Below are 25,811 nucleotides of genomic sequence, written 5' to 3'. Positions count from 1 at the left end.
CCCCGCTTCGCGTGGGGCCGCTGCGCCTGTGGACACCCGTCGTCTTGGCCCCCATGGCCGGGGTGACGGACGTGCCCTTCCGACGCCTGTGCCGCATTATGGGCGAGAGCGGGCTGCCCGACCACCTGCGTCCCACCGGCGTCGCCTCCTGGGCCGCTGAGTCCGGGCAGGCGGCCACGGCCTCGTCCCCGGGCACCCCCGGTGAGGCGCCGAACGAGCCGCGCCACGTTGCCATCCCGCGAGTGGACGCGCCCGCCGGCCTGTATGTCACCGAGATGGTGACCAGTCGCGCCCTCGTCGAGGAAAACGAACGCACCCTCGAGATGGTGCGTCCAGACCCCGCCGAGCGCGTGCGATCCCTGCAGCTGTACGGCGTGGACCCCGCCGTCATGGCGCGTGCCGCGACGATGCTGATCGAGCGCGACCTTACCGACCACATCGACCTGAACTTCGGGTGCCCGGTCCCCAAGGTGACGAGGAAGGGCGGGGGAGCGGCCCTGCCGTGGAAGCGCGACCTTTTCGCCGACCTCGTAGGTGCCGTCGTGCGCGCCAGCGACGAGGCCGGGGAGCGAGCCGGGCGCGAAGTCCCCGTCACCGTCAAGATTCGCATCGGCATCGACTCGACGCACGAGACCGCGACCGACGCGGCGCTGACCGCCCAGAAGCTGGGAGCCGCCGCGCTCACCCTGCACGCACGCACCCAGAACCAGCACTACGCGGGCCAAGCCCACTGGAACGAGATCGCGCGCCTGAAGGACCTGCTCGACATTCCCGTTTTCGGTAACGGCGACGTGTTCGAGGCCGCCGACGCTATGGCCATGCTCGAAGAAACCGGCTGCGACGGCATCAGCGTCGGGCGAGGAGCGCAGGGACGCCCCTGGATCTTCCGCGACATCGTCGCCGCTTACCACGGTGGTACCATTCCGGCTGGCCCCAGCCTCGCCGAGGTCGTCTCCGTCATTGAACGTCACGGCGCCTGGTGTGTCGTCGAACAGGGCGACGAGGGGCGCGCGCTGCGCGAGATGCGCAAGCACATCGGGTGGTACCTGCGCGGATTCGCCGTTGGCGGTCCCCAGCGTCACGCCCTGTCCATGGTCTCCACCCTGCAGGAGCTGCGCGAGCGCCTCGCGGACCTGGACCTCGATCAGCCCTTCCCGCCCGCCGCACGCGGCCCACGAGGGCGCGCCGGCGGCGAGAAGACCCCCCACCTGCCTGACGGTTGGTTGGACCAGCCCTACCTCACGCAGCGCGAACGCGAGCGCCTGCACCTGGCAGAAATCGGATACTAAGCGAAGGAATCATGCCTCAGTCATCTGCGCCTGACCCCGATCCTGCGCCCGGGCTCATCACCATCGGGCGAGCCGCTAAGAAGGCGAGCCTCGGTGCACGCACCCAGGTCATCGTCCCCGTCGGCGGGGACGCGGCTGCCCTGAGCGGGCAGGTCGAGGCGCTGGCCACGTGCCGCGCGGACATCGTCGAGTGGAGGGCCGACACCTTCCTGGCCTCCCTCGTCGGGTCACATTTTGTGGCCGCCTCCGAGGTCGAGTCGGACGTGGTGAGCATGGCCCGCTACGTCGCGGATTCCTCGCCGCTGCCGGTTCTGGCGACCATCCGCACGTCGGTCGAGGGTGGCGAGGCATACCTGGATGACGAGGAGTACTGTGCCCTCGTGCGCGCGCTGGCCTTGGTCGCGGGAGGTGTCGATGTCGAGATTTCGCGCGATGGATCCTCCGCGCTTATTGAGGAGGCCCACGAGGCGGGCGCGATCGTCGTCGCTTCCTTCCATGATTTCGAGGGAACGCCCGGCGACGAGCAGCTCGCCGAGGTGCTTGCGGCCATGAACTACGCGGGGGCCGACGTTCTGAAGTTTGCGTGCATGGCGACCAGCGCGACAGACGCTGCCCGCGTGCTGGCCGCACAGGCATGGGCGCGCGAGGCCTACGACCGTCCCGTCATCGGCATCGCGATGGGCCCCAACGGAGCGCCGACGCGGTTGGTTGGTTCCGCCCTCGGGTCTGCGGCAACTTTCGCGACCCTGCCCGGATGGGAGGGGAGCGCACCCGGACAGTTCACGGTCGAACAGGTGCGTGCGGTCCTGGACATCGTCGAAGGAGGCTAGTTGGTTGCCGCGAGCGTTGTTCGACAAGGTGACGAGGGTGCTGAAACGCCGTTAACATGTAACGGGTTTGTGTCCTGCGACGAATGAAAGCGTGCTCATGTTCGAATCCCTGCGACGGTGCGAGGAACTGCGATGAATTGGTTTGAAGTTCTCCAATGGAAGTCCGAACCCCTTGCCGAGCTCGCGCGTGAGTCGGAAAGCAAATCGCGTGAGCTTCAGGCCGCGGGTGATTCGCTGGACGCTCAGCTCGGTTCTCTGACCGGACAGGGGCAGGCAGTGACGGCCGCCCGCCATGCATTGAAGGACCGCATCTCCGATATCGAGAAGCAGGTTAACTACCTGATCAGTGTCAGCCAGATCGCCAGCGCTGGCGTCGACGGCATCGACGATATCCAGGCCGACATTGAGGATATTCAGCAGGCGCTTGCTTCGTCGCCTATTCACATCGACACCAGCGGCGTCGTGTCTTTTGTGGGTTCTCTCGTCGACTCTGCTGAGTCGCTCCTGACTCACCCCCTCGAGATGGTCAAGATCGTTGCGGATCGTGTCACCAAGGTTCTCGCGAAGGCCACTGCCCTCGAGGCCAAACTGATCGCAATGATGGGTGCCCTTGGCATGGGAACCTTCGACAACCACGTGAACTACTCGGCCTCGGGCGCTGCGAAGCCGACCCTTCCCCGCCCGGGAGCGAGCGAGCAGGAGGTGGCCTCGTGGTGGTCTCAGCAGAGCGACGAGAACAAAAAGTGGCTGATCGAGCACTACCCGGAGAAGATCGGCAACCTCAACGGCGTCGACGGCACGTCGAGGGATAAGGCGAACCGGATTGTTCTCGACCGAAAGCTCACGGATCTGCCCGGAGAGATAGCGCAGCTTGAAGCGGATGCAGCCAACGCTTCGTCGCCTTTCATTCGCAACGCGATCTTGGAGAAGAAGGCAAAGCTGCAGCATGAGCTCGATGAGCTGAACGTGGTGAAGACGACGCTTAACAAGACCTACGTCAATCCTGAAAATGGGGGGACAGGGGACGGTGTTCCCCGCCAGCTGCTGGGCCTGGATTCTTCCGGGCGTAACCTCAAGGCGATCGTCGCCCAAGGCAACGTGGATACGGCCGATCACGTGGGTGTGGTTGTGCCCGGCCTGAACACCAACGTCGAGAATACGCTCGACGCGTACGATAACCGGGCGTCTGCCATGATGAGAAGTGCGAAGAACCAAGTGAAGAATGGTGAGACTGTTGCGATGGTGGAGTATCTAGGATACGACGCCCCGCAGAATAAGCTCGAAGTCCTTGGGACCGGCTACGCGGAAGAGGGGGCCGTTGGTCTCGCCGGATTCCTCAACGGCATGGACGCCTCCCGCGAGCACGGTGCGGGGGATGCCCACATGACCTTGTTCGGACACTCGTACGGGTCGACGACGTCGGGCATGGCTGCCACCCTCGTCAACAAGGGCGTCGTGGACGACGTCGTGCTGGCCGGTTCCCCGGGGGCGGGTGTGCAGAACGTTTCGGAATACCACGTGCCGCAGGGGCACGCGTGGGTGAGCGCGGCACCCTATGCGTACGACGTGGTCCAAGGGTTGGGGACCGATTTTAACTTCGGGAAGAACCCCGACACGATGGCGGGTTTCAAGCACCTATCGGGTGACGTGGGTCCGGCACCCGACGAGTACGATCCCTTCGGGCTACACATGGAATATTTCAAGGAAAAAACACAAGCCCAGTACGAGATCGCCGGTGTAATCGCCGGTGCGGGTAAGGAGTAGACATGAGGCTCGCACGTGCCGTCCTGTCTGCAATCTGCGTGGTGTTGCTGTGCGCCGCGTGTATTCCCGGTCCGAGAGGAGACAACCGAATGAATCCTGAGCAGAAGGCTGCCGTTGAGGTGGCTGAGCATCTGCATTCCATCGAGGAGTTTGAGCGGGATGTGGAGCCCGCTATCGTTGCTGCCCGCAACGAGTTCCTCACCCAGGACACGATCGTTGGCCTGTTTGCGAACGATTTCATCTATGAGACATACCCCGATAGCACGCCGCTCTATGAACTGATGTCGCGGTTGTACATGTTCTCCGAAACTGATGCTGATCGTATTCGTGACGTCTACGATGCGAAGCTGAAGCCGCTGGGGTTCACGCTGTCGGAGAATCGTGATTCGGAGAAGGTCCACCTCATGTGGACGAACGCGAGCTACTCAGCGTCTGTCGATATCGTCACGCATGTGGGTATCGAAAGTAGAGCATACTATTTAGCGGGTCCGCTGCGTAGCGATGGGAGTACCGAGCACCCGACGGTCTTCTTGCCGTTGGAGGGGCGGGAGCCGGAGTGGCTGACCCCGGAGCTGACGGAGAAGTACCGGCAGGAGTAACGGGGCAGGGTACTGATGATCCGTGTGTGATGCGTGTGCTTTCGTCGTTGCAACCGTGGGCGCTGCGTGACTTCTGTCGATGGAGGGGTCGTTCGTGAGGCTGATGCGTGCTCTCGTCGTGGGGATCTGCGTGGTGCTGCTGTGCGCCGCGTGCATTCCCGGTCCGAGAGGAGATAACCGGATGAATCCTGAGCAGAAGGCTGCCGTTGAGGTGGCTGAGCATCTGCATTCCATCGAGGAGTTTGAGCGGGATGTGGAGCCCGCTATCGTTGCTGCCCGCAACGAGTTCCTCACCCAGGACACGATCGTTGGCCTGTTTGCGAACGACTTTATTAGTAAGCCCTACCCCGACGACCCTCCCTTGTATCGGCTGAAGGCTCGGACGTACATTTTCGTCGAGACTGATGTCGATCGGATTCGCGACGTTTACGATGCGAAGCTGAAGCCGCTGGGGTTCACGCTATGGGAGAAACATAGAGAGGGGATGGTGCTGCTCGTGTGGACGAACGCGAGCTATGCTGCCACCGTCGATGTTGTGGTCCACGCGGGTACTGAGAGTAGGACTTCCTATTATACGGGTCTTCTGCGTAGCGATGGGAGTACCGAGCACCCGACGGTCTTCTTGCCGTTGGAGGGGCGGGAGCCGGAGTGGCTGACGCCGGAGCTGACGGAGAAGTACCGGCAGGAGTAGCAAGCGGGCGTGTTCCGAACTCGTGTTCGGCACACACCCCCTTGCTGAGCTACTTCGCGTGGTAGCGGGGGCTGGTGCCCAGGTGGGTGGGGTAGACGTTGTTCGAATTCGAGAGTTGAGATTCGTCGAGCCCGCGATAGGCGTAGGAGTTGTCGTAGGCGATCTGGGTGGGATCCACGAGGCCATCGGCGTACTGGCGGACCTCTGCGGGAGTCGGGCTCGAACCGCCACCCTTGTCCGCCAGGGGGTTCTCATCCGGATACTGGCTCGGATCGGTGTTCAGCATTCCACCGAGGTTTGCCGCGCCATAACCGCCGTACTTATTCCATCCTTGTTCGTGCCCAACCGCTGTATTGATGAGGAGCTGGAGGAGCTGATTCGGGGTCGCATTGGGCCACTTGGCGCGCGCCTGCGCGAGAGCGCCCGCGACAATAGGGGACGAAAAAGAGGTGCCCTGAGTAGAGGAAATCCTTCCGCTTTCATCTCGCGCAATAATAGGGCCACCGACGGCGGTCGTGGTGACTCCCTGGCCCCAGGAGGAATAGGAAGCGAGCTTACCGTCGGTGTCAATGGCGGAAACACCGACGACACCTGACCAGCGCGATAGAGAATTCTCGGTGTTGTCCGCACCTGTGTTTCCGGCACCGGTAGTGATGATGATACCTTGATTCATAGCGCGAGCGATCGCCCACTTGAGATGATCTGAAGGTGAAGGAGATGTCGCGGAATAATTGACGACCAATGCTCCATCATTGATTGCTTTGTTGATCAACGATGACACTTCCGTTGGCAGAATGCCGGCTTTCATCGGGCAATCGTGCCCCGAATAGCTGGTGTCATCGGCGCTCTGGTAAGCGAGTAGTGTGGCATCGGGTACTGTCCCGTAGGCGTCTGACACCAATATGGAAGCGACTGCTGTGCCGTGGCTTCTGTGGGCAGAGCTGGACGTGACTGAGCATGGGCTTTTGTCCGTAATGTTTGCCCCTGCCAGCTCAGGGACGGAGGTGTCGACAGGGCCATCGATGATCGCGATGGTGACGCCTGCCCCGGTGTAGCCCTTGGCTCGTGCCGAGTCCAGGTGATAGTAGGAGTAGTAGGCCTGGTCAGCCGCCGTGATCTGGCGGTCATCGGCCCTCGCGGGTGCGAGCGGGTAGCCGGTGGCGATGCCCGTGAGTGCCAGCGTGGCGCACAGCGTCCCCGCGACGCGGAGCGCGGCACCCCGACCAATCGGAGAAAACATGCGCGCGCTCACCACTGCCTGATATCCCATCCGTCGTCCCTGCGTTTCGCCGGGGTTATTGTACGATCCGAGCCGTAGGTCTGCGAGAGGGGATTCACGTAGCCGCGCGGCATGCCCTCGTCCTCCTCGTCCTCGACGCGGAAGGCATCATACCTGCGACGGCGACGCTTCTTCTCATCTTTCGCCCCGCGGCCAGCTCCCGCGCCGGAACCGCCCATGAAGCCGCTCTGCTGTCCCGCAGGACCTCCCGCGCTACGCCCCGCTGAACCCGCTCCGGTCGAGCTGCCCGGGGGCGTGTAGGTGCCCATGCCAGTGCCACTGAACGATCCGGCGCGCAGTGTCGAGGTGCCCGCGGCCCCGCCCATCCGACCGGTGACGCCGGCTCCGAGGCCACCCGTCCGCCCGAGTGCGCTGAGCCCCGAGCCGCCCATGCGCGCCGCGCCCCGCAGGCCCAGGGCACCGGCTCCGAGCAGTCCTGCGCCGCCGAGGCGCCCGGCGGACTGTGCCTCCGCCGCACGCGCCGTATTAAGCCCCCAGAGCGGGTGATCGCGATCAACTGGAGGAGCCGGGGTGTGACCGCCGATGACCCCGTTCGCGTGCCGATCACCGTTGACGCGGGTGTGCAGCAGGTCCAGATCCATGAGATCCTGCGGGTCGGTGATGGGGTTCGTCCGCGATCCGAGGTCGCCCTCGGGCAGGTACCGGTTGGGGACACGCGGGGAGTGCATGACGCGCTGGTCGATGTCTCCGCCCGCGTCGTAGCCGCCCGGGTACAAGCCAGAATCGGTGCCGCGCAGCCCGGCGTTGCCGAAGGCATCCGACCGGGAACGGCCATAGGCGCCGCCCTCGTGGGGAGAAAAGACGATGTGTCCCTTCCGCAGGGCTTCAGCAGTGTTCTCGGGGAGCTCAGGAATCGGTTTCCAGCTGGTGTCCGATATTTCCGATTTGTCGGCACCTGTCTCGCTGTGACTCTGTAACCTCCCGCTGAGGTCGTTCATCGTCGACTCGAAGTGCTCAATGATCTCCGTCGCCTTTGCCTCGCGCTGGGCATTCGCCTGGGCCTCGACACCCTCCACGTAGGCCAGGCCGTCGGCCACCAGGGAGTTCACGAATTTGCCGGGCAAGCCGAACTTTGAGGCGATGGGGATGGTCACCTCGCCAGCGTGACGCAGGGATTCCGTCATGGGGTCTAACAGGGTGGGGGAGAGCTGGCGTGCCTCCTCCGCCGCGAGCATGATCGCGCGTCGCGCCTCGACGTAGTACGACATGCCGGTCATGTAGTAGTTGGTCTGCCTGTCAAAACGCTTGATCGCGCGCACGGCCTCGTCGGACATCGCCTCGCCGGCCTGTCCCGTGAAACCCTGATGATCCTTGAAGTGCTCGACCTTGTCGCGCGCCTCGCGAATGGCCTGGACGATGGCGGAATGCTCGTCGTCCCACCCGTAGAGCTTCTCGTTGTCTGGCGCACTGTTTGCGAACTCCATGAGCCGGTCGTACATGGGTGATGACACCATAGCGTTCTTCTCTCCCTCGAAAATACTGCTCAGATTTCACTTTGAGCGCCGTAGGAGGGTGCTCCCTCGCTGCCGCCAGGCTCATCGCTGGTCTCCGCCTGAGTAGGTGGATTCTCGCTGGTGATCTGCTCAATGCTCTTATCGGAATAGACCTTGTTGGCGCTCTCGCCCTGGTTGAGAGCCAGCAGGGCGGTGCCGACCGCCGCCAGTGCGGCGCGGGCATCTTCTTCGGTGCCGGTAAAGTCAGAAACTGCCTGTGCGACCTTCGTATCGAGATCGCTCAAATACTGGGCCTCGTTCGTCATACTCGTCGAAAACAACGTGAGGAATGAACGTACGGTCTCGCCCATATGTTGAGCGGCGCTCTCAGTCGTCCACAGGCCAGCAAATTGTGCCTCGGCTAAGAACCTCGCTGACTCGGCTGAGGAGGTTAGTTCGCCCCCCCCCCCGGAGCTGATATCGTCACTCACCTGCGCGTGGCGCTGAGAGTCGAATGCAACGTCTGGCATCTGATTGATTTCCTTCGATACGAGGAACCTCGCACTCCGACTGCGAGATCACCGACTGGTCAATACTCTAGCGACCTCGCTTGAGCTTGTGCAAGAAAAAGCACGTGCTCGAAGAAAAAACGCGCTTTACCGCCGAGACAAGAAAAAGTGGTGGGCGAGCCGCCAGGCCCGCCCACCACTGACGCGTCACAGGATTAATGCGCGGCGTCCTTCGGAGACACCGAGACGACCGTGTCGGTGACGTCAACCGGGCCGGGAGCGGCCGGGGTGACCTCGCCGAACTTCTTCTTGTTCGTCACGACCATCGGGGTGATCGTGTCGTAACCGGCCTCGCGGACGATATCCCAATCGACCTCGGCCAGCACGTCGCCGCGCTTGACGACGTCACCCTTGGCGACGCGCGGCGTGAAGCCCTTACCCTCCAGCTTCACGGTGTCCATGCCGATGTGGATGAGCACCTGGACGCCGGACGCGGACTTGATGCCGTAGGCGTGGCCCGTCGGGAACGCGACCGACACCTTACCGTCACACGGGGCAACAACCACGGCACCAGCGGCCGGGGAGATGGCGATGCCGGGGCCGAGAGCGCCGGCGGCGAAGGCCTCGTCGGCCACGTCGGACAGCGCCACCAGCTCGCCCGCCATAGGGGCGGTGAGCGTCAGGTCAGAGACGGCCTCGTCGCTGAAAGCGGGAGCCGGAGCGGCCTCAGCGGCGGGAGCGGCGGGGGTAGCAACGGGAGCCGGGGCGGCGGCGGAGGTGCCAGCCTTGAGCGCAGCCTTCTTCGCGCGTGCCTCGGCCTTCTGCTCCTTCGTGCGGTAGTCGAAGAGGACAACCATCAGGAATGCCGTGATGAACGCGGCGGCAATGCCCAGGCCGTACACGGCCATGGGGGAGAAGACGGGGATCGTCAGCAGCGAGGTGAACACGAAGGTGTGGGTGATCGCGCCGCCACCGATACCGATGACCAGGCCACCGGCCACACAGCCCGTGAGCATGAGCGGGTAGATGCGCTTGAAACGCAGGTGAATACCGTACAGGGACGGCTCCGAGATACCGCCGAAGAGGCCGGCTGCCAGAGCGCCGGAAGCTGTCTGACGCATGTCGGTGTCGCGGTCACGGATCGACAGGAAGAGCACGCCGGCGGTGGCGCCGAAGCACGCGAAGTTCCACGCGCCCATGGGGCCCTGGATGAAGTCGGAACCCGTCGAGGCGATGTTGGCCAACTGCAGCGCATTGAGCGGCCAGTGCAGGCCGAGCGGAACCAGGAAGGGGTAGATGATCGGGATGATGATCGCGAAGAGGATGGGGGCGTGGCCGTTGAGCCAGGCCAGGCCGCCGCCCAGGCCGTTACCGATCCAGATCGACAGGGGGCCGATCAGGAAGGCGGTCAGCGGCATGATGATCACGAAGGAAATGAAGGGGACGAACACCATCTGGACGTTGGCGGGGATGATCTTCTTCAGGCCCTTGTAGACCAGGGCCAGGATCGGGACCATCAGGAGGGGCACGAAGACCTGGCCGCCGTAGTCGGCGAGCTGCAGGGGAACGCTGCCGATGTGCGTCACGCACTGTTCCGTACCCAGGGCGTTCTCGGAGCACACCGTCTCAGCAAAGGACGCGGTGCTCTTCAGTCCGAGGAAGTCCGGGGTGAGCAGCGACAGGATGACGGCCGTGCCGACCCAGGGGTCGATGTCCAGCTTCTTGGACGCGTTGTAGGCGACCATCGCGGGCAGGAAGTAGAACACCGCGCGCCACATGGAGTTGACGTAGCCCAGCCACGCGGGGATGGTCTGCGCGCGCGTGTCGACGAAGCCGATGGAGTCGAGGACCGCCAGGAAAGCCAGGATCAGGGAGGCACCGAGCAGGACGGGCAGCAGCGGGCGGAACGAGTCCGACAGGTACTCGAAGAAGGCATCGACGAGGGCGTTCTTTCCGCGGGCCTTCGCGCGGGCGGCGGCCTTGACATCGTCGTTCGAGGCGGCACCAGCGCCTCCCGCCATCGACGGCAGGTTGTTGATCTCGTTGAAGACGGACTGGACCGCGCCGCCGATAACGATCTGGTAGCGGTCGCCCGACTGCGGGACGGCGCCGAGGACACCATCAATGGCCTCGACTCGGTCCTTGTCAACGACGGACGCGTCGTTGAGCTCGAAGCGCAGACGCGTCGCGCAGTGGGTGAAGTGGGTGATGTTGCCGGGGCCACCGACCGCATCGAGGATTTCCTGTGCCGTGTTGGACACGGGGGACTCCTTCCGTGGATGGGGATTCGACGCTGAATGCGACACTTGACAATTATCATGTTTGAACAAATGGTGGAAGGTACGCAGGGGTATCTCACAGTACTTTGTTGGTCAATTGCCTGCCTATGCAGTAACGACGTTGCGTGATTCCTTCGCCGTCAAACCGCAGGTGCCCAGGTAGCGTCATCGAGGCGTCGCAGCTGTTCAACACGTATTAGAGGGTTCTCATCATCCTCTCATTCCCTTCTTTTCCTGACTGGACATTCTGGTGTTATCCGGTCAACGACACAGACAAGTAAGAAGGGACGACGCCGTGACACCGCCACTGTCCGTGCTCCTGTACAGCCACGATTCCCAGGGCCTGGGGCACGTCAAGCGAAACCTCGCCCTCGCGCACCACATAGCAGCGCGTGTGGGAGAAGGAAACGTACGCGGACTCATCGTCTCCGGACTGGCACCCTCCCCGCTCTTCACCCTCCCGGAAGGGTTTGATTGGCTGGCCATTCCCGGCATAGCCAAGGCGAATGGCTCCTACGTTCCCCGACGCCTGTCCGGGGCGCTGTCCGACACGCTTGCCCTGCGCTCGGCAATTCTCGAGTCCGCTCTCGTCGCCTTTGCCCCCGACCTCGCCATCGTCGACCGCCATCCGCTGGGAGTGGGACGCGAACTCGAGGACCCGCTGCGCGCTCTACGATCCCACCACCCGCGCACGCGCGTCGTCCTGGGCCTGCGCGACATCCTGGACGAGCCTGCAGTTGCCGCCCGTGAATGGGAGGAACTGGGAGGCACCAGGGGCCTGGAGGGGCTGTTCGATCAGGTCTGGATCTACGGAGACCCGAGCATTCACGACGCCACAGGCACGGGGGAAGTACCCGAGGAACTCGCCTCTCGCGCGATCTTCACCGGCTACCTGGCCGATGGGCGCACCGACGTGGACCCCCATCCCGGTCCGATTCCCCGACCCTTCGTGCTGACGACGGTCGGAGGCGGCTCCGACGGGGGACGCATCATCGAAGCAGCGGCCCGTACCCAACTGCCGAGCGGACACGACCACCTCATCGTCGCAGGCCCCCAGCTCGACGAGGAAACCCTCCGGAAAGCCCGAGCTGCAGCCGGTCCCACGACAACCGTCGAACGCACATGCCCGGGCTTGGTCCACCGAATCCGTGAGGCCGCAGCGGTCATCTCCATGGGCGGCTACAACACGGTGTGCGAAATCCTGGGCACCACCACCCCCGCCCTTATCGTCCCCCGCTCCACACCCCGCCTCGAACAGACGATCCGAGCCCGCGCTCTGGCTGCCGCTGGCCTCGTCGACACCCTCAGCCAGGACGAAGCCACACCCCAGGCCCTATCCCACTGGCTTCGCTCAGCCGTCACAGCACGGACCGACCGGTCCCACATCGCCCGCGGAGGACTCGCAGCCGCCGCTAGCGCCGCCACCACCCTGACCACCCACACTCACGAGGGAGACCCCCAATGACCCGCATCGGCTACGTCCTCAAGGTGTACCCGCGCTTCTCCGAGACCTTTGTGGTCACCGAGATCCTCGCCCGCCAAGACCTCGGTCAGGACATATGCATCTACGCACTGCGCCCCACGACCGACACTCGCTTCCACCCCGAGATCGCCCGCGTCGAAGCGCCCGTGCGCTGGATGCCGCGCCCCCGCAAGGCCTCCGACATGTGGCAGACCCTCACCGCTGGACTCCAAGACGAGGAGATGCGCGCACGGTTCGCCCGCCTCGCGCCCGACATCGCCGACCTGTGCGCCGATGACGTCGCCCAGGGTATCGCCCTGGCACTGGCCGCCCGAGCGGACGGCATCACCCACCTGCACGCCCACTTCGCCTCCCTGGCCGGACGCGCCGCCTGGATCGCCTCGTCCCTGACGGGCATCCCCTACACGATCACCACCCACGCCAAGGACATCTACCACGAGTCCGTCGACGTCAACCTGCTGCGGAGAATCTGCGCCGGAGCGACCCAGGTCATCGCCATCTCCCAATACAACATGGACTACCTGGAGGGACTCCTGGAAGGCACGGGAGCCAGGCTTGTCTTACAACGCAACGCCCTGGAACTCTCGCGCTTCTCCTACCGCGACCCCGCGCCCGCATCCGACACGGTGCGCGCCGTCGCCGTGGGGCGCCTCGTCGAAAAGAAGGGCTTCGCTGACCTGATCGACGCACTGGCGATCCTGCGCGATCGCGGCATCACGGTCGACGCGTCAATCATCGGGGAAGGGGACCTGAAGGAGGACCTCGCCCGGCGCATCGACGACCTCGGACTGGCCGACACGTGCCGACTTCTCGGCGCCCGCACCCAAAAAGAGGTGCGCGAAGCCCTCGAAAGTGCCAACGTGTTCGTGGCACCCTGCGTGCCCGGCGCGGACGGCAACATCGACGGCTTGCCCACCGTGATCCTCGAATCCATGGCCGTGGGCACCCCCGTCGTCGCGACCGCAGTCACCGCCATCCCGGAAGTCATCATCAACGACCGATCCGGCGTCCTCATCCCGCCGGCATCTCCGCCCGCGATCGCGCAGGCTCTCGCGGACATCGCCTCCGGTGCAACCCCCGTCATCGACCTGGCGCGCGGAGCCCGAGCCCTCATCGACGAGTTCTACGACTCGCGCCGCCAGGGAGCCGCCCTTGCCCGCCTCGAGAGTGAGAAGGAGACACTCTGATGCGCATCGCATACGTGTGCGCCGACCCCGGAATCCCGGTGTTCGGAACCAAGGGAGCATCCGTGCACATCCAGGACGTCGTGCGCGAGTTGATCCGACGCGGGCACGACGTCGAGATCCACGCCGTGCGCCTCGGGGACCGCGTTCCCGACGACCTCGCTCACGTTCCCACTGTCGCCTACCCGCTTCACGCAGGCGATGAGGGCGACCGTGAACGCGCCCAGGCCGAGGCCTCGCAGGCCATCGCGCAAGCGTTGGAAGAGAAGGCTCCGGACCTCGTGTGGGAGCGCTACTCGCTGTTCTCAACAGCGCTTGCCCGGCTCGCCCGCGAATGCGGCGTGCCCGGCATCCTAGAGGTTAACGCACCCCTCATCGAGGAGCAGCGTCGGCATCGTCGTCTCGATGACGAGGCCGGGGCTCGCGCTGCGCTCAACGAGCAGGCGACCGGGGCTCGCGCGATCATCTGCGTGTCGGACCCGGTGCGTGCCTGGGTGGAGGAGATGACGGGGACGGATCGTGCTCACACCGTGCCCAACGGCGTCGACACGACGCGCATCACCCCCGTGACGGAGGAAGACGGCCGCGTGGTCGTGACCTTCGTGGGCACGCTCAAGCCCTGGCACGGGGTGGAGAACCTCATCGAGGCGCGTCGCCTTGCCTCCCAGCCGTGGTCCCTGCGGATCATCGGCGATGGGCCGCAGCGTGAGTCGCTGGAGGCGGCGGTGCGGGCCGCGGGCGTGGAGGTTGACTTTCGGGGCTCCGTGGCCCCGCACGAAGTCCCCTCGCACCTTGAGGGATCGGCGATCGCGGTCGCCCCGTACCCGGAGCCCCAGGACGCGGCCGATCACTACTTCTCACCGCTGAAGGTCTACGAGTACATGGCGGCGGGACTGCCCGTCGTCGCCAGTGCGCTCGGCCAGATTCCCGTGGCTCTGCTCGGATGCGGCGTCCTGGTGCCGCCCTCCGACGCCGGGGCCCTGGCCCGCGCGATCGACGCGCTGGCCGACGACCCGCAGCTGCGAGCCGACCTGGGCGTGCGTGCCCGGCAGGCGGCCGTCGAGCGCCACTCGTGGTCGGGAGTCGTGGGGAGTGCCTTGGACCTGGTGGAGGCCTGAGATGAGTCGGGTAAAGAAAAAGAACAACCTGGGGGCGCTGGCGCGCACCCTGCGGTTGGTGGGACCCGACGTGCGCCCGCACCGCGGCCTGATCGCCGGCGGAATGACGGCACTGCTCCTCGACGTCGTGTTCCGGGTCATGGAGCCCTGGCCGATGAAGATCGTCGTCGACTCGGTCGTCGAGGTGGCGTTGCATCGTGGCGACGGCCCCTGGTCGGCCGCCCCCATGATTCTCGCCTGCGCGGCGCTCCTGGTCGTCATCGTCGGCCTGCGCGCGGCGTCCAACTATGCGGCAACCGTGTGCTTCGCCCTGGTCGGATCCCGGGTTGCGCAGTCGTTGCGATCCCGCGTGTTCCGCCACGTGCAGGGCCTGTCCCAGCAGTTCCACGCGCGCAACCGCAGTGCCGACACGGTCCAGCGCATCGTCGGCGACGTCAACCGCCTCCAGGAGGTCGCCATTACGGCAGGCCTGCCGCTGCTGGCGAACACCGCGACTCTGCTGGTGATGCTCGTCGTCATGATCGTCCTCGACCCGCTTCTCGCGATCGTCGTGGTCGTGGCCGTCGCGCTGTTCCTCTTCGTGTCGCGAGGCTCCTCCCAGCGCATCACCGCCGCCGCGCGGCGTACCCGCAAGGGGGAGGGGCAGCTGGCGAACACCGCCCAGGAGTCGCTGGCCTCGATGCCCGTCGTCCAGGCCTACGGTCTCGAGGACTACATCGCGGACCGCTTCGGAGGCGCCAACAGCAAGGCCGTGCGCCAGGGAGTCAAATCCCTGCGCCTGGCTGCTCGCCTGGAACGTTCCACCGATCTGCTCGTGGGCATCGCGACGGCCGTCGTTTTGGTGGGCGGAGGCCTGCGCGTGCTGGGCGGAGCGATGGGCGTGGGTGACCTCGTCCTGTTCACCTCCTACCTGCGCACAGCCATGAAGCCGCTGCGCGACATGGCCAAGTACACGGGCCGCATCTCGCGGGCCGGGGCCTCGGGCGAACGCGTCGCCGACCTCATGGAGGTCCGCCAGGACATCGTGAGCACCCCTGGTGCCCTCAGCCCCTCGGAGATTGGCGCAGACCTGGTATTCGACCGCGTCGTCACCCAGTACGACGGCGTAGAGATCCTGCACTCCCTGTCCCTGTCCGTGGGTGAAGGCGAGCGAGTGGCGATCATTGGGCCCTCCGGGTCGGGAAAATCGACGCTTGTCTCGCTGGCCGTGCGCGCCCAGGACCCGGTCAGCGGCCGCGTCCTCATGGGCGGGTATCCGCTGACCGAGCTGACCTTGGAGGCAGTTCGATCCAACGTCACCCTGCTCCACCAGGATGCCGTCCTGTTTGCGACCTCGATCCGCGAGAACATTCGCCTGGGCCGCGAAGGAGCCTCCGACGAAGAGATCATTGCCGCCGCTAAGGCCGCCAACGCCCACGACTTCATCATGGAGATGCCCGGCGGATACGACGCTGAGGTCGGCGAGCGCGGCGGCACCCTCTCCGGTGGCCAGCGCCAACGCATCGCGATCGCTCGCGCCCTGCTACGCGACACCCCGATCATCATCCTCGACGAGGCCACGACCGGACTCGACCCCGAGTCCACCGGCCTGGTCCTGGACGCCATCGACGGCCTCGTCGCCGGTCGAACCGCCCTGGCCATCACCCACGACCCGCCCGTCGCACTGCGCTCCAGCCGCGTCGTGTGGATCGAAGACGGACGAGTACTCCTCGACGGCACCCCCAATCAGCTCCTCGCCACCTCCGATGCGTTCCGCGAGTGGGCCTCCAGCGCCACCGCAAACTCCACTGAAAGGAAGAGGCCATGACAACGTCGACCCGTGCCCTGTCCTTCCTCACGGACAGCGCTCAACTCTCCGAGTTTGTGGGAGACGAGGCCGTGGCCACCCGAGTGCGCATCAAGCCCGGAGTCTCCATCAGCGCCGCCTTCGCAGCCGCGGACGGAACTGCCGCCGGATGGGCGCGCCTCCTGTGGCCAGAAGCAATCGCCAAGGGACACAAGAGCGCAGCCAAGGCCCAGCGCATGGGGCTTGCGACCAGCAGCCGAACGCTCGATGACGGCCTGTGGCTCCAGTGGGGTTCCATCGCCTCCGACCCGGACCTCATGGCGCACATCGGGCGCGCCCACGACTCGGGCGTCGTCGACCCCGCGAAGTGGCAGGTCTTGAGACACAACCCCCTGCGCCGCCTCGTGGCGCGCAGCGGGGGAGCGGTCGTGCGAATACACGCCGCCGCCGACACGCGCGCGCACGAACTCGACGTGTTCCTCAGCTCGGTTGTCCCCGTGCCGGAGCGCCTCGATGACGGAGCAGACCCGCACGTGAGTGTCCTGGCCGACGCCGGCGGCTTCGACCTGTCCTCACCCGAAGCAACAGCCGACCAGGTGAGGGCATGGCACGAGGAAGCAGGAGCGCTCTTCGCACGCCTGCACTGCGCGAAACCCCCGCGCGACCTCGCTTCCCTCCCGAGCACCTCCGCTCCCTCAACCCGACGCACCATCGCCCTGCACGCGCGGATCATCGGCCATCTGGATGGCGACCTCGGTAAGCGGATCGAGGCGCTCGCGGACTGCGCGCCCGAGCCGGTCGATGCGCCCCTCGTCCCGATCCACGCCGATGCCTCACCCGACCAGGTGCTCGTGGGCTCCAACGGCTCCGTCCTTCTCACCGACTTCGATCGGGCACGCATGGGATCCGCGGCGCTCGACGTCGCCTCCTACATGGCCAGCGCGCAAGCGGGACAGGCCGCGCACTTCCTGCACGGATACGAGCAGGCGGGAGGGACTCTGCCCGACGAACGGGAACTGCTCGCCGCACGCATCCACGCGCTCGCCCTCCGGCTCGCCGACCCGCTGCGTGAAGCGCGCCCCGACTGGGCTCAGCGCATCACCCACACCCTCACACTCATCGAGGAGGACAGCGCATGTCTTTGATCACCGACGTTCTCGCGATCGACGGGCTCAAACGAGCATGGCCCGCAGATGGAGGCATCGCCGTCGAGCTCGTCGATCGACGCGGGCACATCAGGGCGGGACTGGTAACCCCCTTGGGCGTGGCCATGTCCCTGTACGCTTGCGACCCGGTCCTCGGCCAGATACCGGTGGGGCAGGGCGAACTCGTGGTCCACCGCCACGCCCGACGCGCCGTCGTTATCGCGGATCGATTCGTCACCAAGCACGTGCGCAAGGGTGGAGAACGAATCGCACGCAAGACGGTGGTCGCCGGACGAGCCTACCGCTCGTGGGGGCTCGCAGTCGCCGACGTGACGCAATGGACCTCGACCTCCGTGACCTACACCCGACTGCCAGGACGATCCCTGGGCGACCTCGGTGACGAGGGGCTGCCCGGATGGAAAGCCCTGACGCAGGCCTGGCAGGCCACGCGCGATTACGTACTCGAAGCGCACACCGGTGCCCATGAGGCCCACATTCTGGCCCGCTGGGCCGGCCAGGCGAGCGCCTTTGGGACGGTATCGGACAACCCGCTGCTCACCCAGGCCGTCCTGGACGTGTCCGCCCGCCTCGCAGACGACACCGACGCCTCGCGCGTCCTCTCCCACGCCGACCTGCACGACGGACAGCTCCTCTGGGACGGCCACACCCTGGGCGTCATTGACCTGGACGGAGTCCGCATGGCCGACCCGGCCCTCGATCTCATGAACCTGCGAGCCCACGCGGAACTTCACCATCTGCGCGGATTCCTCAGCGCACACGCCCTCGACACCATCATCGGGCTCCTCGACGACGTCGCCTCGTCCATGCCAACCACGAGCGCCCGTCTCGACGCCTACCTCCGCTCCGCGCGGCTGCGCCTCATCTTCGTCCATTCCTTCCGCCCGGGAGCTCGCTCCTGGCTTCAGGACTGGACGCACCACGCACTCTCTTCTTCCACGCTGACCCCCTAGTACACCCACCAAGACAGAAAAGAGCACTCCCATGAAAATGACAGTTATCGGATGCGGATACCTCGGCGCCGTCCACGCAGCATGCATGGCCTCGCTCGGTCACGATGTCGTCGGCATCGACGTGGACCGCCAGAAAGTGCGAGCCCTGTGCGCGGGCAAGGCTCCCTTCCACGAGCCCGGCCTGGAGGAGATGCTCGCCCAGGAGACCGCGGCGGGTCGCCTGCGTTTCACCGCCGAACCCACCCCGCGCGACCTGGCCGGTGCCGGCATCCACTTCATCACAGTCGGTACTCCGCAGTCCGACGACGGCGGAGCCGCCGACCTCAGCCACCTGATGGGGGCGGTCGATATGATCGTCGAGCTGCTCGATCCCACCGAGCGAACGGTCGTCGTCGGCAAGTCGACCGTCCCCGTGGGCACCGCGCACACGGTCGAAGAAAGGCTCTCTGGCACGGGTGCCGCCCTCGCCTGGAACCCCGAATTCCTGCGCGAAGGCTACGCGGTTGAGGACACCCTGCGCCCCTCACGCCTCGTGTACGGCCTCTCGGCCGACGCCGATAGCGCCTTCCGTGGCCGCGACGCCCTCGACGAGGCTTACCGCCCGATCCTCGAGGCCGGCACCCCCGTCATCGTCGACAGCTTCTCCACGGCGGAGCTCGTTAAGGTCGCTGCCAACTCCTTCCTCGCCACAAAGATCAGCTTCATCAACGCGATGGCCGAGATCTGCGACGCGACGGGAGCCGACGTGACGATGCTGGCTCAGGCCCTCGGACACGACGAACGCATCGGTCGGCGCGCCCTGGGAGCAGGCATCGGCTTTGGGGGTGGCTGCCTGCCCAAGGACATCCGCGCCTTCGTGGCGCGCGCCGAAGAACTCAACAAGGGCGAATCGGTGGCTTTCCTGCGGGAAGTCGACGCGATCAACACGCGGGGACGAACCCGTGCGGTCGCCGCTGCCGAGGCCGCCCTGGGAGGCAGCGTCACGGGCAAGACCATCACCGTCCTGGGCGCGTCCTTCAAGCCCGACACGGACGACGTGCGCGACTCGCCCGCCCTCGATGTGGCCTCACGCCTGCACGAGCGCGGCGCGAACGTGCGCGTCACTGACCCCATCGCCCTGACCAACGCGGCCATCGATAAGCCCCACCTGACGATGGTTGAGGACCTGCACGCGGCGCTCACCGACGCGGACCTCGTCTTCCTGGCCACCGAGTGGAGCCAGTTCGTGGACATGGATCCGGTGGATATCGGACCCCTGGTTCGCACGCGCACCATCGTCGACGGACGCAACGCCTTGGACCGCGAGGCCTGGAACGCCGCCGGCTGGACCCACGTGGGACTCGGGCGATGACCGTGATGGACGTCGGTGTGCGCGTTGTGCGGACAAGCCTCACAATGAGGCCATGAGCAGCAAGCCCGTTCGGACGGGGGTCGCCATCAGTATTCGCACCAGGATCATCGCAGCGGTGATCCTGGTTGCGGGTGCTGCGCTGACCGTGTCCGGCGTCCTCGTGTTCATCTTGCAGCAGCGCGCCCTTGACGCCCGCGCGGTCGACAGCCTGCGTCAATCCAAGGTCGCGCTTCAACACCTGATCGAGGGCGGAACCAACCCGGAAACGGGCGGGGCTCTCACCGATCCTTCTGAAATCGTGCGCCTCCACCTGGCGCGCACTTTTTCGGGTGCTCACGCGGGCGAAGTCGGATTCGTCGATGGCGTGCTCTACTGGTTGCCGACCCAGGAGCCGCGCCTCCACCTCGAGGATGACGCCGAGCTCATGGCTCACGTGGCACCCCTGACCACGGGGACGACCACGATCATTCAGACTTATACGACCACAAGGACGACGTATCGCCTCATCGTCGTTCCAATCGCGGGAACCTCCAGCAGCGCGGCGCTCGTCCACGCTATCGACATACGGGAATACAGCGAATCGAGCAGCTCCGCGATGGTCCTGTATGTCCTCGCGGCGGTTGGTACCCTCGCCCTCGTCGTTCCCTTCGCATGGTTTGCGGTGACGCGCCTGCTGCGCCCCATCGGCGAGCTGCGACGGGCCACCGACTCCATTGGCGAGGCCGACCTGAGGACGCGCGTTCCCGTGCGCGGCAACGATGACCTATCGGGCCTGGCGGGGGCTGTCAACAGGATGCTCGACCGCGTGGAGACGGCGGTCATGGCCAGGCGAGAGCTCCTCGACGACGTCAGTCACGAGCTGCGCACGCCGATCACGGTCGTGCGCGGCCACATGGAACTCCTTGACCCCTCCGACCGCGACGACGTCGTCGAAACGCGGGCACTCGTCATCGATGAGATCGACCGGATGGGCACCCTCGTCGGCGACCTTCTGGAACTGGCCCGCGCCTCGGACACGGTCACGCCGTCCTCCGTCGATGTCGAGGCCCTGACCGAGGCCGTGCTCGACAAGGCCCGTGCCCTGGGCCAGCGCCGGTGGAACCTTGAGGCCTCGGCCTCTCTCACGTGCTGCCTTGACCCCGTGCGCATCACCCAGGCGTGGCTGCAGCTGGCCCAAAACGCGGTCCAGTACTCTGCGGCGGGCACGGACGTGGGGATCGGATCGGCGTCGGATAGCCAGTGGGTGCGCCTGTGGGTGCGTGACAAGGGCGTGGGGATCGCTCCGGGCGACATCGAGCGTATCCGGGGGCGTTTCGTACGTGGCAGCTCCGGAACCGAACACGTCGCCGGCTCTGGACTGGGCCTGAGTATCGTCGAGTCGATCGCCCGCGCGCACGGCGGTCACCTGGACATCGAATCAACACCGGGGGAGGGGTCCACCTTCACCCTCGTCATCCCGCTGCGCCCCTGCGGCGCGTCAGGAGAAACACCATGACAACCATTTTGATCGTTGAGGACGAACAGCGAATCGCCGCGTTCGTCGCCAAAGGATTGCGCTCGGCTGGATTCGTCCCGGAGATATACTCGACGGGATCGGAGGCTGTCGAGGCCGCCCTGCAAGGACGCGGCGCCCTCATGCTCCTCGATGTGGGCCTGCCCGACATCGATGGCTTCGAGGTACTCGAACAGATCCGAGGCCAGGGCGTGGCGATGCCCGTGATCATGCTGACGGCGCGAAGCTCGGTCGCAGATCGGGTTGCGGGCCTCGAGGGAGGGGCCGACGACTACGTGCCCAAGCCCTTCTCCTTCGAAGAACTCCTGGCTCGCGTACGCCTGCGTCTGCGGGAGGAAACGGTCACGGCGGGCTCAATGGCGCTCGAGCGCGGAGAGCTCATCCTCGACCTGAAGACGCGTCGAGCGCGCGTGGGGCAGGAATGGGTGGACCTGTCGGCGCGCGAGTTCACCCTGCTGGAAACCTTCATGCGCAATGCGGGTCAGGTGCTCAGCCGCGAGCAGCTGCTCTCGGCCGTGTGGGGAATCGACTTCGACGGTGCCTCCAACGTGGTCGACGTGTACCTGTCGTATCTGCGCCAGAAAATCGGCAAGGACCACTTCGAGACCGTGCGCGGCATGGGGTACCGGCTCGTGTAAGAGCCGGCCCCCGCCTCACTCAGTCATCGGCGTCATCCTTGTCGTTGTCATCGTCATCCTTGTCGTCGTCGTCATCGTCGTCATCGTCAGGTACGGCGCGCTGAGGGCCGGAGGGGGCGACGTAGTGCGGGGACGAGGGGACCGGTGCCGGTGCCGGAGGGGCGGCGTCCTGCGTGGGTTCGGGAGCAGGCTCAGGGGAATGCTCGGGCGCGCTTGAGGGCTCGGTGGTGGCGGGTGTCACGGGTTCGGATTGTGGACTCGATTGCGTGGACTGGGCGGGGATGGTGAGCCCGGATTCGCTCATCGACCGCTCCCCGCCCGCGGCAAGGGCCCGCAGGCTGACAAAAGCGCCCATACCGATGGCGGCGATCAGGCTGATCGCGCAGATCAATCGCATGCGTTCTGACACGTCTGCTCCTTTCATCGCTACCAGAGTGACAGTGGACCGTGAGAGTCCCATTGTGCCTTCATGAGGAGATTCTCATGAAAACGCCCCGCCTGCGCGCTGGCCAGCCGCCAAACGCGGGCGGTGTGAGCATCCTCGTGTGTCGGGGCGCGAGGCCGTGGCCGCCTCCCGCCCGGCGAGGTCCGCGTACCATGTCACCGTGAACGAGTTATCTCTGGCAATCCCCGGTGTTGACGGCGATGTGCGCCCTTCCTACGCGTCCGCCGATTCCGATCGCTGGGTGCCCGAGGACCACAAGTCCTCCGAGCGCACCGAGTTTGAGCGCGACCGTGCGCGCATCCTTCATTCGTCCGCACTGCGTCGTCTCGGCGAGAAGACGCAGGTGCTGGGCCCGATCTCGGACGATTTCGTGCGCACTCGCCTCACCCACTCCCTCGAGGTCGCACAGGTGGGCCGCGAGCTCGGCAAGGAACTGGGAGCAGACCCGGACGTCGTGGATGCTGCGTGTCTGTCCCATGACCTCGGCCATCCGCCTTTCGGGCACAACGGCGAGCGCGCCCTGGACGCCGCGGCTGCCTCTATCGGCGGCTTCGAGGGCAACGCGCAGACCCTGCGCGTCGTCACCCGCCTTGAGCCGAAGGTGATCGGCGCGGGTTGCGTGCCTGCGGGCCTGAACCTCACGCGCGCGACCCTGGACGCGATCTGCAAGTATCCGTGGGTCAAGGCCGGCGGCCCGGACCTGGCTAAGTCGCAGCGCAAGTACTCCGTGTATCCCGACGACGCGCCCGTGTTCGCGTGGATGCGTCAGGGGGCCCCGGCCGGCAGGCGCTGCCTGGAAGCCCAGATCATGGACCTGTCCGACGACATCGCCTACTCGGTGCACGACGTGGAAGACGCGGTCGCGACCCGCAAGCTGGACCCCGCCGACCTCTTCAATGACGCGCACTGCTCGGCGGTCGTGGCCTCGACCCTGGACTGGTACGGGGCGTCGGTGGCTCGCTCGGACCTGGAGGAGGCCTTGGAGCGCATCGTGTCGATGCCCGTGTGGTTGCGTTCCTTCGACGGCTCCTACGCCTCGCTCGCGCACCTCAAGGACGCGACGAGTGAGCTGATCGGCCGTTTCTGTTCGGCGACGGTGGCGGCCACGCGCGAGACCTTCGGGGATGAGCCGCTGGGCCGATACCGCGCGGACCTGGTTGTTCCGCGCGAGGTGCGCGCCGAGATCCAGATCCTCAAGGGCATGGCGGTCCACTACGTGATGAGCCCGCGCGAGACCGAGCCGGTCTACTACCAGCAGCGCACGCTCCTGGCCGACCTCGTCGATGCCCTGTACGAGGCCGGGGCCGACGCCCTTGAACCGGTGTTCGCCGCGCAGTGGCGGGCCGCCTCCGACGACGGCGTGCGCCTGCGCGCAGTCATCGACCAGGTAGCTGCTCTCACCGACGTGTCGGCCTCCACCTGGCATGCCCGCTGGTGCGGCATGCTCTCCTCTCAGCTCTAGGGAAGATCGGTCCGCGAACGCGGGCGGGCATCGGTAGACTGAGGGACATGGCGGGTCTGATTCGTAAGGACGACATCGAAGCGGTGCGTAACGCAGTAAAGATCGACGAGATCATCGGCGAACACGTAGCGCTTCGGCCCGCGGGCATAGGATCCCTCAAGGGCCTGTGTCCCTTCCACGACGAACGCACCCCCTCATTTAACGTCCGCCCCCATCTGGGCATGTTCCACTGCTTCGGCTGCGGCGAGAGCGGCGACGTCATCTCCTTCGTCCAAAAGATCGACCACCTTCCGTTCACCGAGGCCGTGGAGATGCTGGCCGCCAAGGCCGGGATCACCCTGCACTATGAGGAGGGCGGCGCGCGCGTGCGCACTGAGGAGCCAGGCAAGCGCCAGCGCCTCCTGGACGCACACCGCGTGGCCGAGGAGTTCTACATCAAACAGCTGGGCAGCCCCGAGGCGCACAGGGGGCGTACCTTCCTCGCCGAGCGCGGTTTCTCCCAGGCGATGTGCGCGCATTTCGGGGTGGGCTATGCCCCGGCCTCGTGGGATTCCCTGACGCGCCACCTGCGCTCGAAGGGCTTTACGGACCAGGAGATTCAGATTTCTGGCCTGGGATCGCAGGGAAATCGAGGCGTGTACGACCGTTTCCGCGGGCGTCTCGTGTGGCCGATCCGCGACATCACGGGTGCGACGGTCGGCTTTGGCGCTCGTCGCCTGGACGACTCCGACAAGGAGTCCCCCAAGTACCTGAACACGCCCGAGACGCCGATCTACAAGAAGTCTCAGCTCCTGTACGGCCTGGATCTGGCGAAGAAGACGATTGTGACGGACCACAAGGTCGTCATCGTCGAGGGGTACACGGACGTCATGGCGGCCCACGTTGCCGGCGTGACGAACGCTGTAGCCACGTGCGGGACGGCCTTCGGTTCCGAGCACGTCAAGATCATCCGCCGTCTCCTGGGGGACCACGCGGACCCCGCCGCCGGCGTCGTCCTTTCCACGGGCCGCGCGCACGGCTCGGAGGTCATCTTCACCTTCGACGGCGACAGCGCCGGGCAGAAGGCGGCGCTGCGCGCCTACGGCGAGGATCAGAATTTCGCGGCGCAGACGTTTGTGGCGGTGGCCCCCGGCGGCCAGGATCCCTGCGACCTGCGTCTGTCCCAGGGCGATCAGGCGATCGTGGATCTGGTGAACTCGCGCATTCCGCTTTTTGAGTTCGCAATCCGCTCGGTTCTGTCGCAGATGGACCTGCGCAGCGCCGAGGGCCGCGTGCAGGGGCTGCGTGCCTCCGCAGGCATCGTCGCCCACATCAAGGATCGCGCTCTGCGCGCGGAGTACACCCGCCAGCTGGCCGGGTGGCTGGGCATGGACGTGCGTACGGTTGAGCAGGCAATCCGGGCGGCCGGTCGCGTCGAGGTCGTCTCGCACGAGGCGCGCCCCGGCGAGATCGAGATGGCGGGCGCCGGTCGTCCCTCCCCGGCCCGCGAGCGTCGCGGCCCGGAGGACCCGGTCAGCCGCGTGGAACGACAGGCGCTCGAGGCCGTCCTCCAGCATCCCCTGTACGCCGTCGGATCCGGTTTCGAAGAGCTCGACGGGCAGTCCTTCACGGTGCCTACGCACCGCGCCGTCCACGACGCTATCCGCGCGGTCGGCGGACTCGACGCCTTTACGCAGATGATGCGCCAGGCCGAGGCCCACTTCGGTCCGGGCGAGAATGCGACGCTGGCGGCCTCGCGCCACTTCGTCCAGGTGATCCTCGAGACAGCCGGTGAGTTCATCGGACCCGCGGTCACCGAGCTGGCCGTCGCGCCCCTGCCCGTCGCGGGCGAGGCCGATGTGCGCTCATACTGCCGAGGCGTCGTCGCCGCCATGGTGCGTATGGACCTGACCCGCAAGCTCGGCGAGGCACGCGCCGCCCTGTCGCGCTTGAACGAGGAAGACCCCAATTACTCCGAGACGTTCCGGGAGCTCATGCGCCTGGAGCAGCGTCGGCAAAACTACACTGAAAGGGACTAACCG

21 protein-coding genes are annotated in these 25,811 nt (G+C 65.9%); 16 read left to right on the top strand and 5 right to left on the bottom strand.

Annotated features, from left to right (window positions below):
- Positions 1–53: 53 nt before the first annotated feature.
- The 5 genes from dusB (at position 54) to RDV55_RS01470 (ending at position 5,173) form a co-directional block, all read left to right on the top strand.
- Entirely contained in the window at positions 54–1,289 is a 1,236-nt protein-coding gene (gene dusB, locus RDV55_RS01490; protein WP_111823126.1) for a tRNA dihydrouridine synthase DusB, read from the top strand.
- Between the two features lie 11 nt (positions 1,290–1,300).
- Complete coding sequence (gene aroD, locus RDV55_RS01485) at positions 1,301–2,119, top strand: type I 3-dehydroquinate dehydratase (protein ID WP_111822866.1); 819 nt, start codon at positions 1,301–1,303, stop codon at positions 2,117–2,119.
- 132 nt (positions 2,120–2,251) lie between these two features.
- Entirely contained in the window at positions 2,252–3,883 is a 1,632-nt protein-coding gene (locus RDV55_RS01480; protein WP_111822867.1) for an alpha/beta hydrolase, read from the top strand.
- A 2-nt stretch (positions 3,884–3,885) separates the two neighbouring features.
- Positions 3,886–4,482 carry a DUF4853 domain-containing protein gene (locus RDV55_RS01475; RefSeq protein ID WP_245907617.1) on the top strand — a complete coding sequence of 199 codons (597 nt, stop codon included), beginning with the start codon at positions 3,886–3,888 and terminating at the stop codon, positions 4,480–4,482.
- 103 nt (positions 4,483–4,585) lie between these two features.
- On the top strand, positions 4,586–5,173 hold the full coding sequence (locus RDV55_RS01470) for a DUF4853 domain-containing protein (protein WP_245907633.1): 588 nt from the start codon (positions 4,586–4,588) through the stop codon (positions 5,171–5,173).
- A 49-nt stretch (positions 5,174–5,222) separates the two neighbouring features.
- On the opposite strand, the gene RDV55_RS01465 is transcribed toward RDV55_RS01470, so the two are convergent.
- The 4 genes from RDV55_RS01465 to RDV55_RS01450 form a co-directional block, all read right to left on the bottom strand.
- Entirely contained in the window at positions 5,223–6,443 is a 1,221-nt protein-coding gene (locus RDV55_RS01465; RefSeq protein WP_111822869.1) for a S8 family peptidase, read from the bottom strand.
- Positions 6,422–7,927 carry a hypothetical protein gene (locus RDV55_RS01460; RefSeq protein ID WP_111822870.1) on the bottom strand — a complete coding sequence of 502 codons (1,506 nt, stop codon included), beginning with the start codon at positions 7,925–7,927 and terminating at the stop codon, positions 6,422–6,424. The genes RDV55_RS01465 and RDV55_RS01460 overlap by 22 nt, the downstream gene beginning before the upstream one ends.
- Before the next feature lie 29 nt (positions 7,928–7,956).
- Entirely contained in the window at positions 7,957–8,277 is a 321-nt protein-coding gene (locus tag RDV55_RS01455; protein WP_309187978.1) for a hypothetical protein, read from the bottom strand.
- A gap of 353 nt (positions 8,278–8,630) precedes the next feature.
- Positions 8,631–10,676, bottom strand: a complete 2,046-nt coding sequence (locus tag RDV55_RS01450; RefSeq protein WP_111822871.1) for a glucose PTS transporter subunit IIA — start codon at positions 10,674–10,676, stop codon at positions 8,631–8,633.
- Between the two features lie 313 nt (positions 10,677–10,989).
- On the opposite strand from RDV55_RS01450, the gene RDV55_RS01445 reads away from it, so the two are divergent.
- From RDV55_RS01445 to RDV55_RS01405, 9 genes are read left to right on the top strand one after another with little or no spacing between them, the layout of a single operon-like run.
- Complete coding sequence (locus tag RDV55_RS01445) at positions 10,990–12,159, top strand: glycosyltransferase family protein (RefSeq protein ID WP_245907619.1); 1,170 nt, start codon at positions 10,990–10,992, stop codon at positions 12,157–12,159.
- Positions 12,156–13,364, top strand: a complete 1,209-nt coding sequence (locus RDV55_RS01440) for a glycosyltransferase (RefSeq protein ID WP_111822872.1) — start codon at positions 12,156–12,158, stop codon at positions 13,362–13,364. Before RDV55_RS01445 ends, RDV55_RS01440 begins: the two co-directional genes overlap by 4 nt.
- Positions 13,364–14,479 (top strand): glycosyltransferase family 4 protein, encoded by a 1,116-nt coding sequence (locus RDV55_RS01435; protein ID WP_111822873.1) that lies wholly within the window; start codon positions 13,364–13,366, stop codon positions 14,477–14,479. Before RDV55_RS01440 ends, RDV55_RS01435 begins: the two co-directional genes overlap by 1 nt.
- 1 nt (position 14,480) lies before the next feature.
- The gene (locus tag RDV55_RS01430; protein WP_111822874.1) at positions 14,481–16,286 is read left to right on the top strand and encodes an ABC transporter ATP-binding protein; all 1,806 of its coding nucleotides are present in this window, start codon (positions 14,481–14,483) and stop codon (positions 16,284–16,286) included.
- Complete coding sequence (locus RDV55_RS01425) at positions 16,283–17,410, top strand: aminoglycoside phosphotransferase family protein (protein ID WP_111822875.1); 1,128 nt, start codon at positions 16,283–16,285, stop codon at positions 17,408–17,410. Before RDV55_RS01430 ends, RDV55_RS01425 begins: the two co-directional genes overlap by 4 nt.
- Positions 17,401–18,381: a phosphotransferase gene (locus tag RDV55_RS01420; RefSeq protein WP_111822876.1), complete on the top strand. Its 981-nt coding sequence runs from the start codon at positions 17,401–17,403 to the stop codon at positions 18,379–18,381. The genes RDV55_RS01425 and RDV55_RS01420 overlap by 10 nt, the downstream gene beginning before the upstream one ends.
- A gap of 31 nt (positions 18,382–18,412) precedes the next feature.
- A complete protein-coding gene (locus RDV55_RS01415; protein ID WP_111822877.1) occupies positions 18,413–19,732 on the top strand; it encodes a UDP-glucose dehydrogenase family protein in 1,320 nt (439 codons plus the stop codon).
- Positions 19,733–19,784: 52 nt separating this feature from the next.
- A complete protein-coding gene (locus RDV55_RS01410) occupies positions 19,785–21,227 on the top strand; it encodes a sensor histidine kinase (protein WP_111822878.1) in 1,443 nt (480 codons plus the stop codon).
- Entirely contained in the window at positions 21,224–21,883 is a 660-nt protein-coding gene (locus RDV55_RS01405; RefSeq protein WP_111822879.1) for a response regulator transcription factor, read from the top strand. Before RDV55_RS01410 ends, RDV55_RS01405 begins: the two co-directional genes overlap by 4 nt.
- 19 nt (positions 21,884–21,902) lie before the next feature.
- Here RDV55_RS01405 and RDV55_RS01400 read toward each other — a convergent pair whose 3' ends face one another.
- Positions 21,903–22,292, bottom strand: coding sequence for a hypothetical protein (locus RDV55_RS01400; protein ID WP_245907620.1), 390 nt, complete (start codon positions 22,290–22,292; stop codon positions 21,903–21,905).
- Between the two features lie 196 nt (positions 22,293–22,488).
- On the opposite strand from RDV55_RS01400, the gene RDV55_RS01395 reads away from it, so the two are divergent.
- Entirely contained in the window at positions 22,489–23,790 is a 1,302-nt protein-coding gene (locus RDV55_RS01395) for a deoxyguanosinetriphosphate triphosphohydrolase (protein WP_111822880.1), read from the top strand.
- A 47-nt stretch (positions 23,791–23,837) separates the two neighbouring features.
- Entirely contained in the window at positions 23,838–25,808 is a 1,971-nt protein-coding gene (gene dnaG / locus RDV55_RS01390) for a DNA primase (protein WP_111822881.1), read from the top strand.
- Positions 25,809–25,811: the final 3 nt, after the last annotated feature.

This window comes from Schaalia odontolytica (assembly GCF_031191545.1).
Classification (GTDB): Bacteria; Actinomycetota; Actinomycetes; order Actinomycetales; family Actinomycetaceae; genus Pauljensenia; species Pauljensenia odontolytica.
Note: the sequence above shows the minus strand (reverse complement) of the source record. Positions and strands in the feature narration are given on the sequence as shown.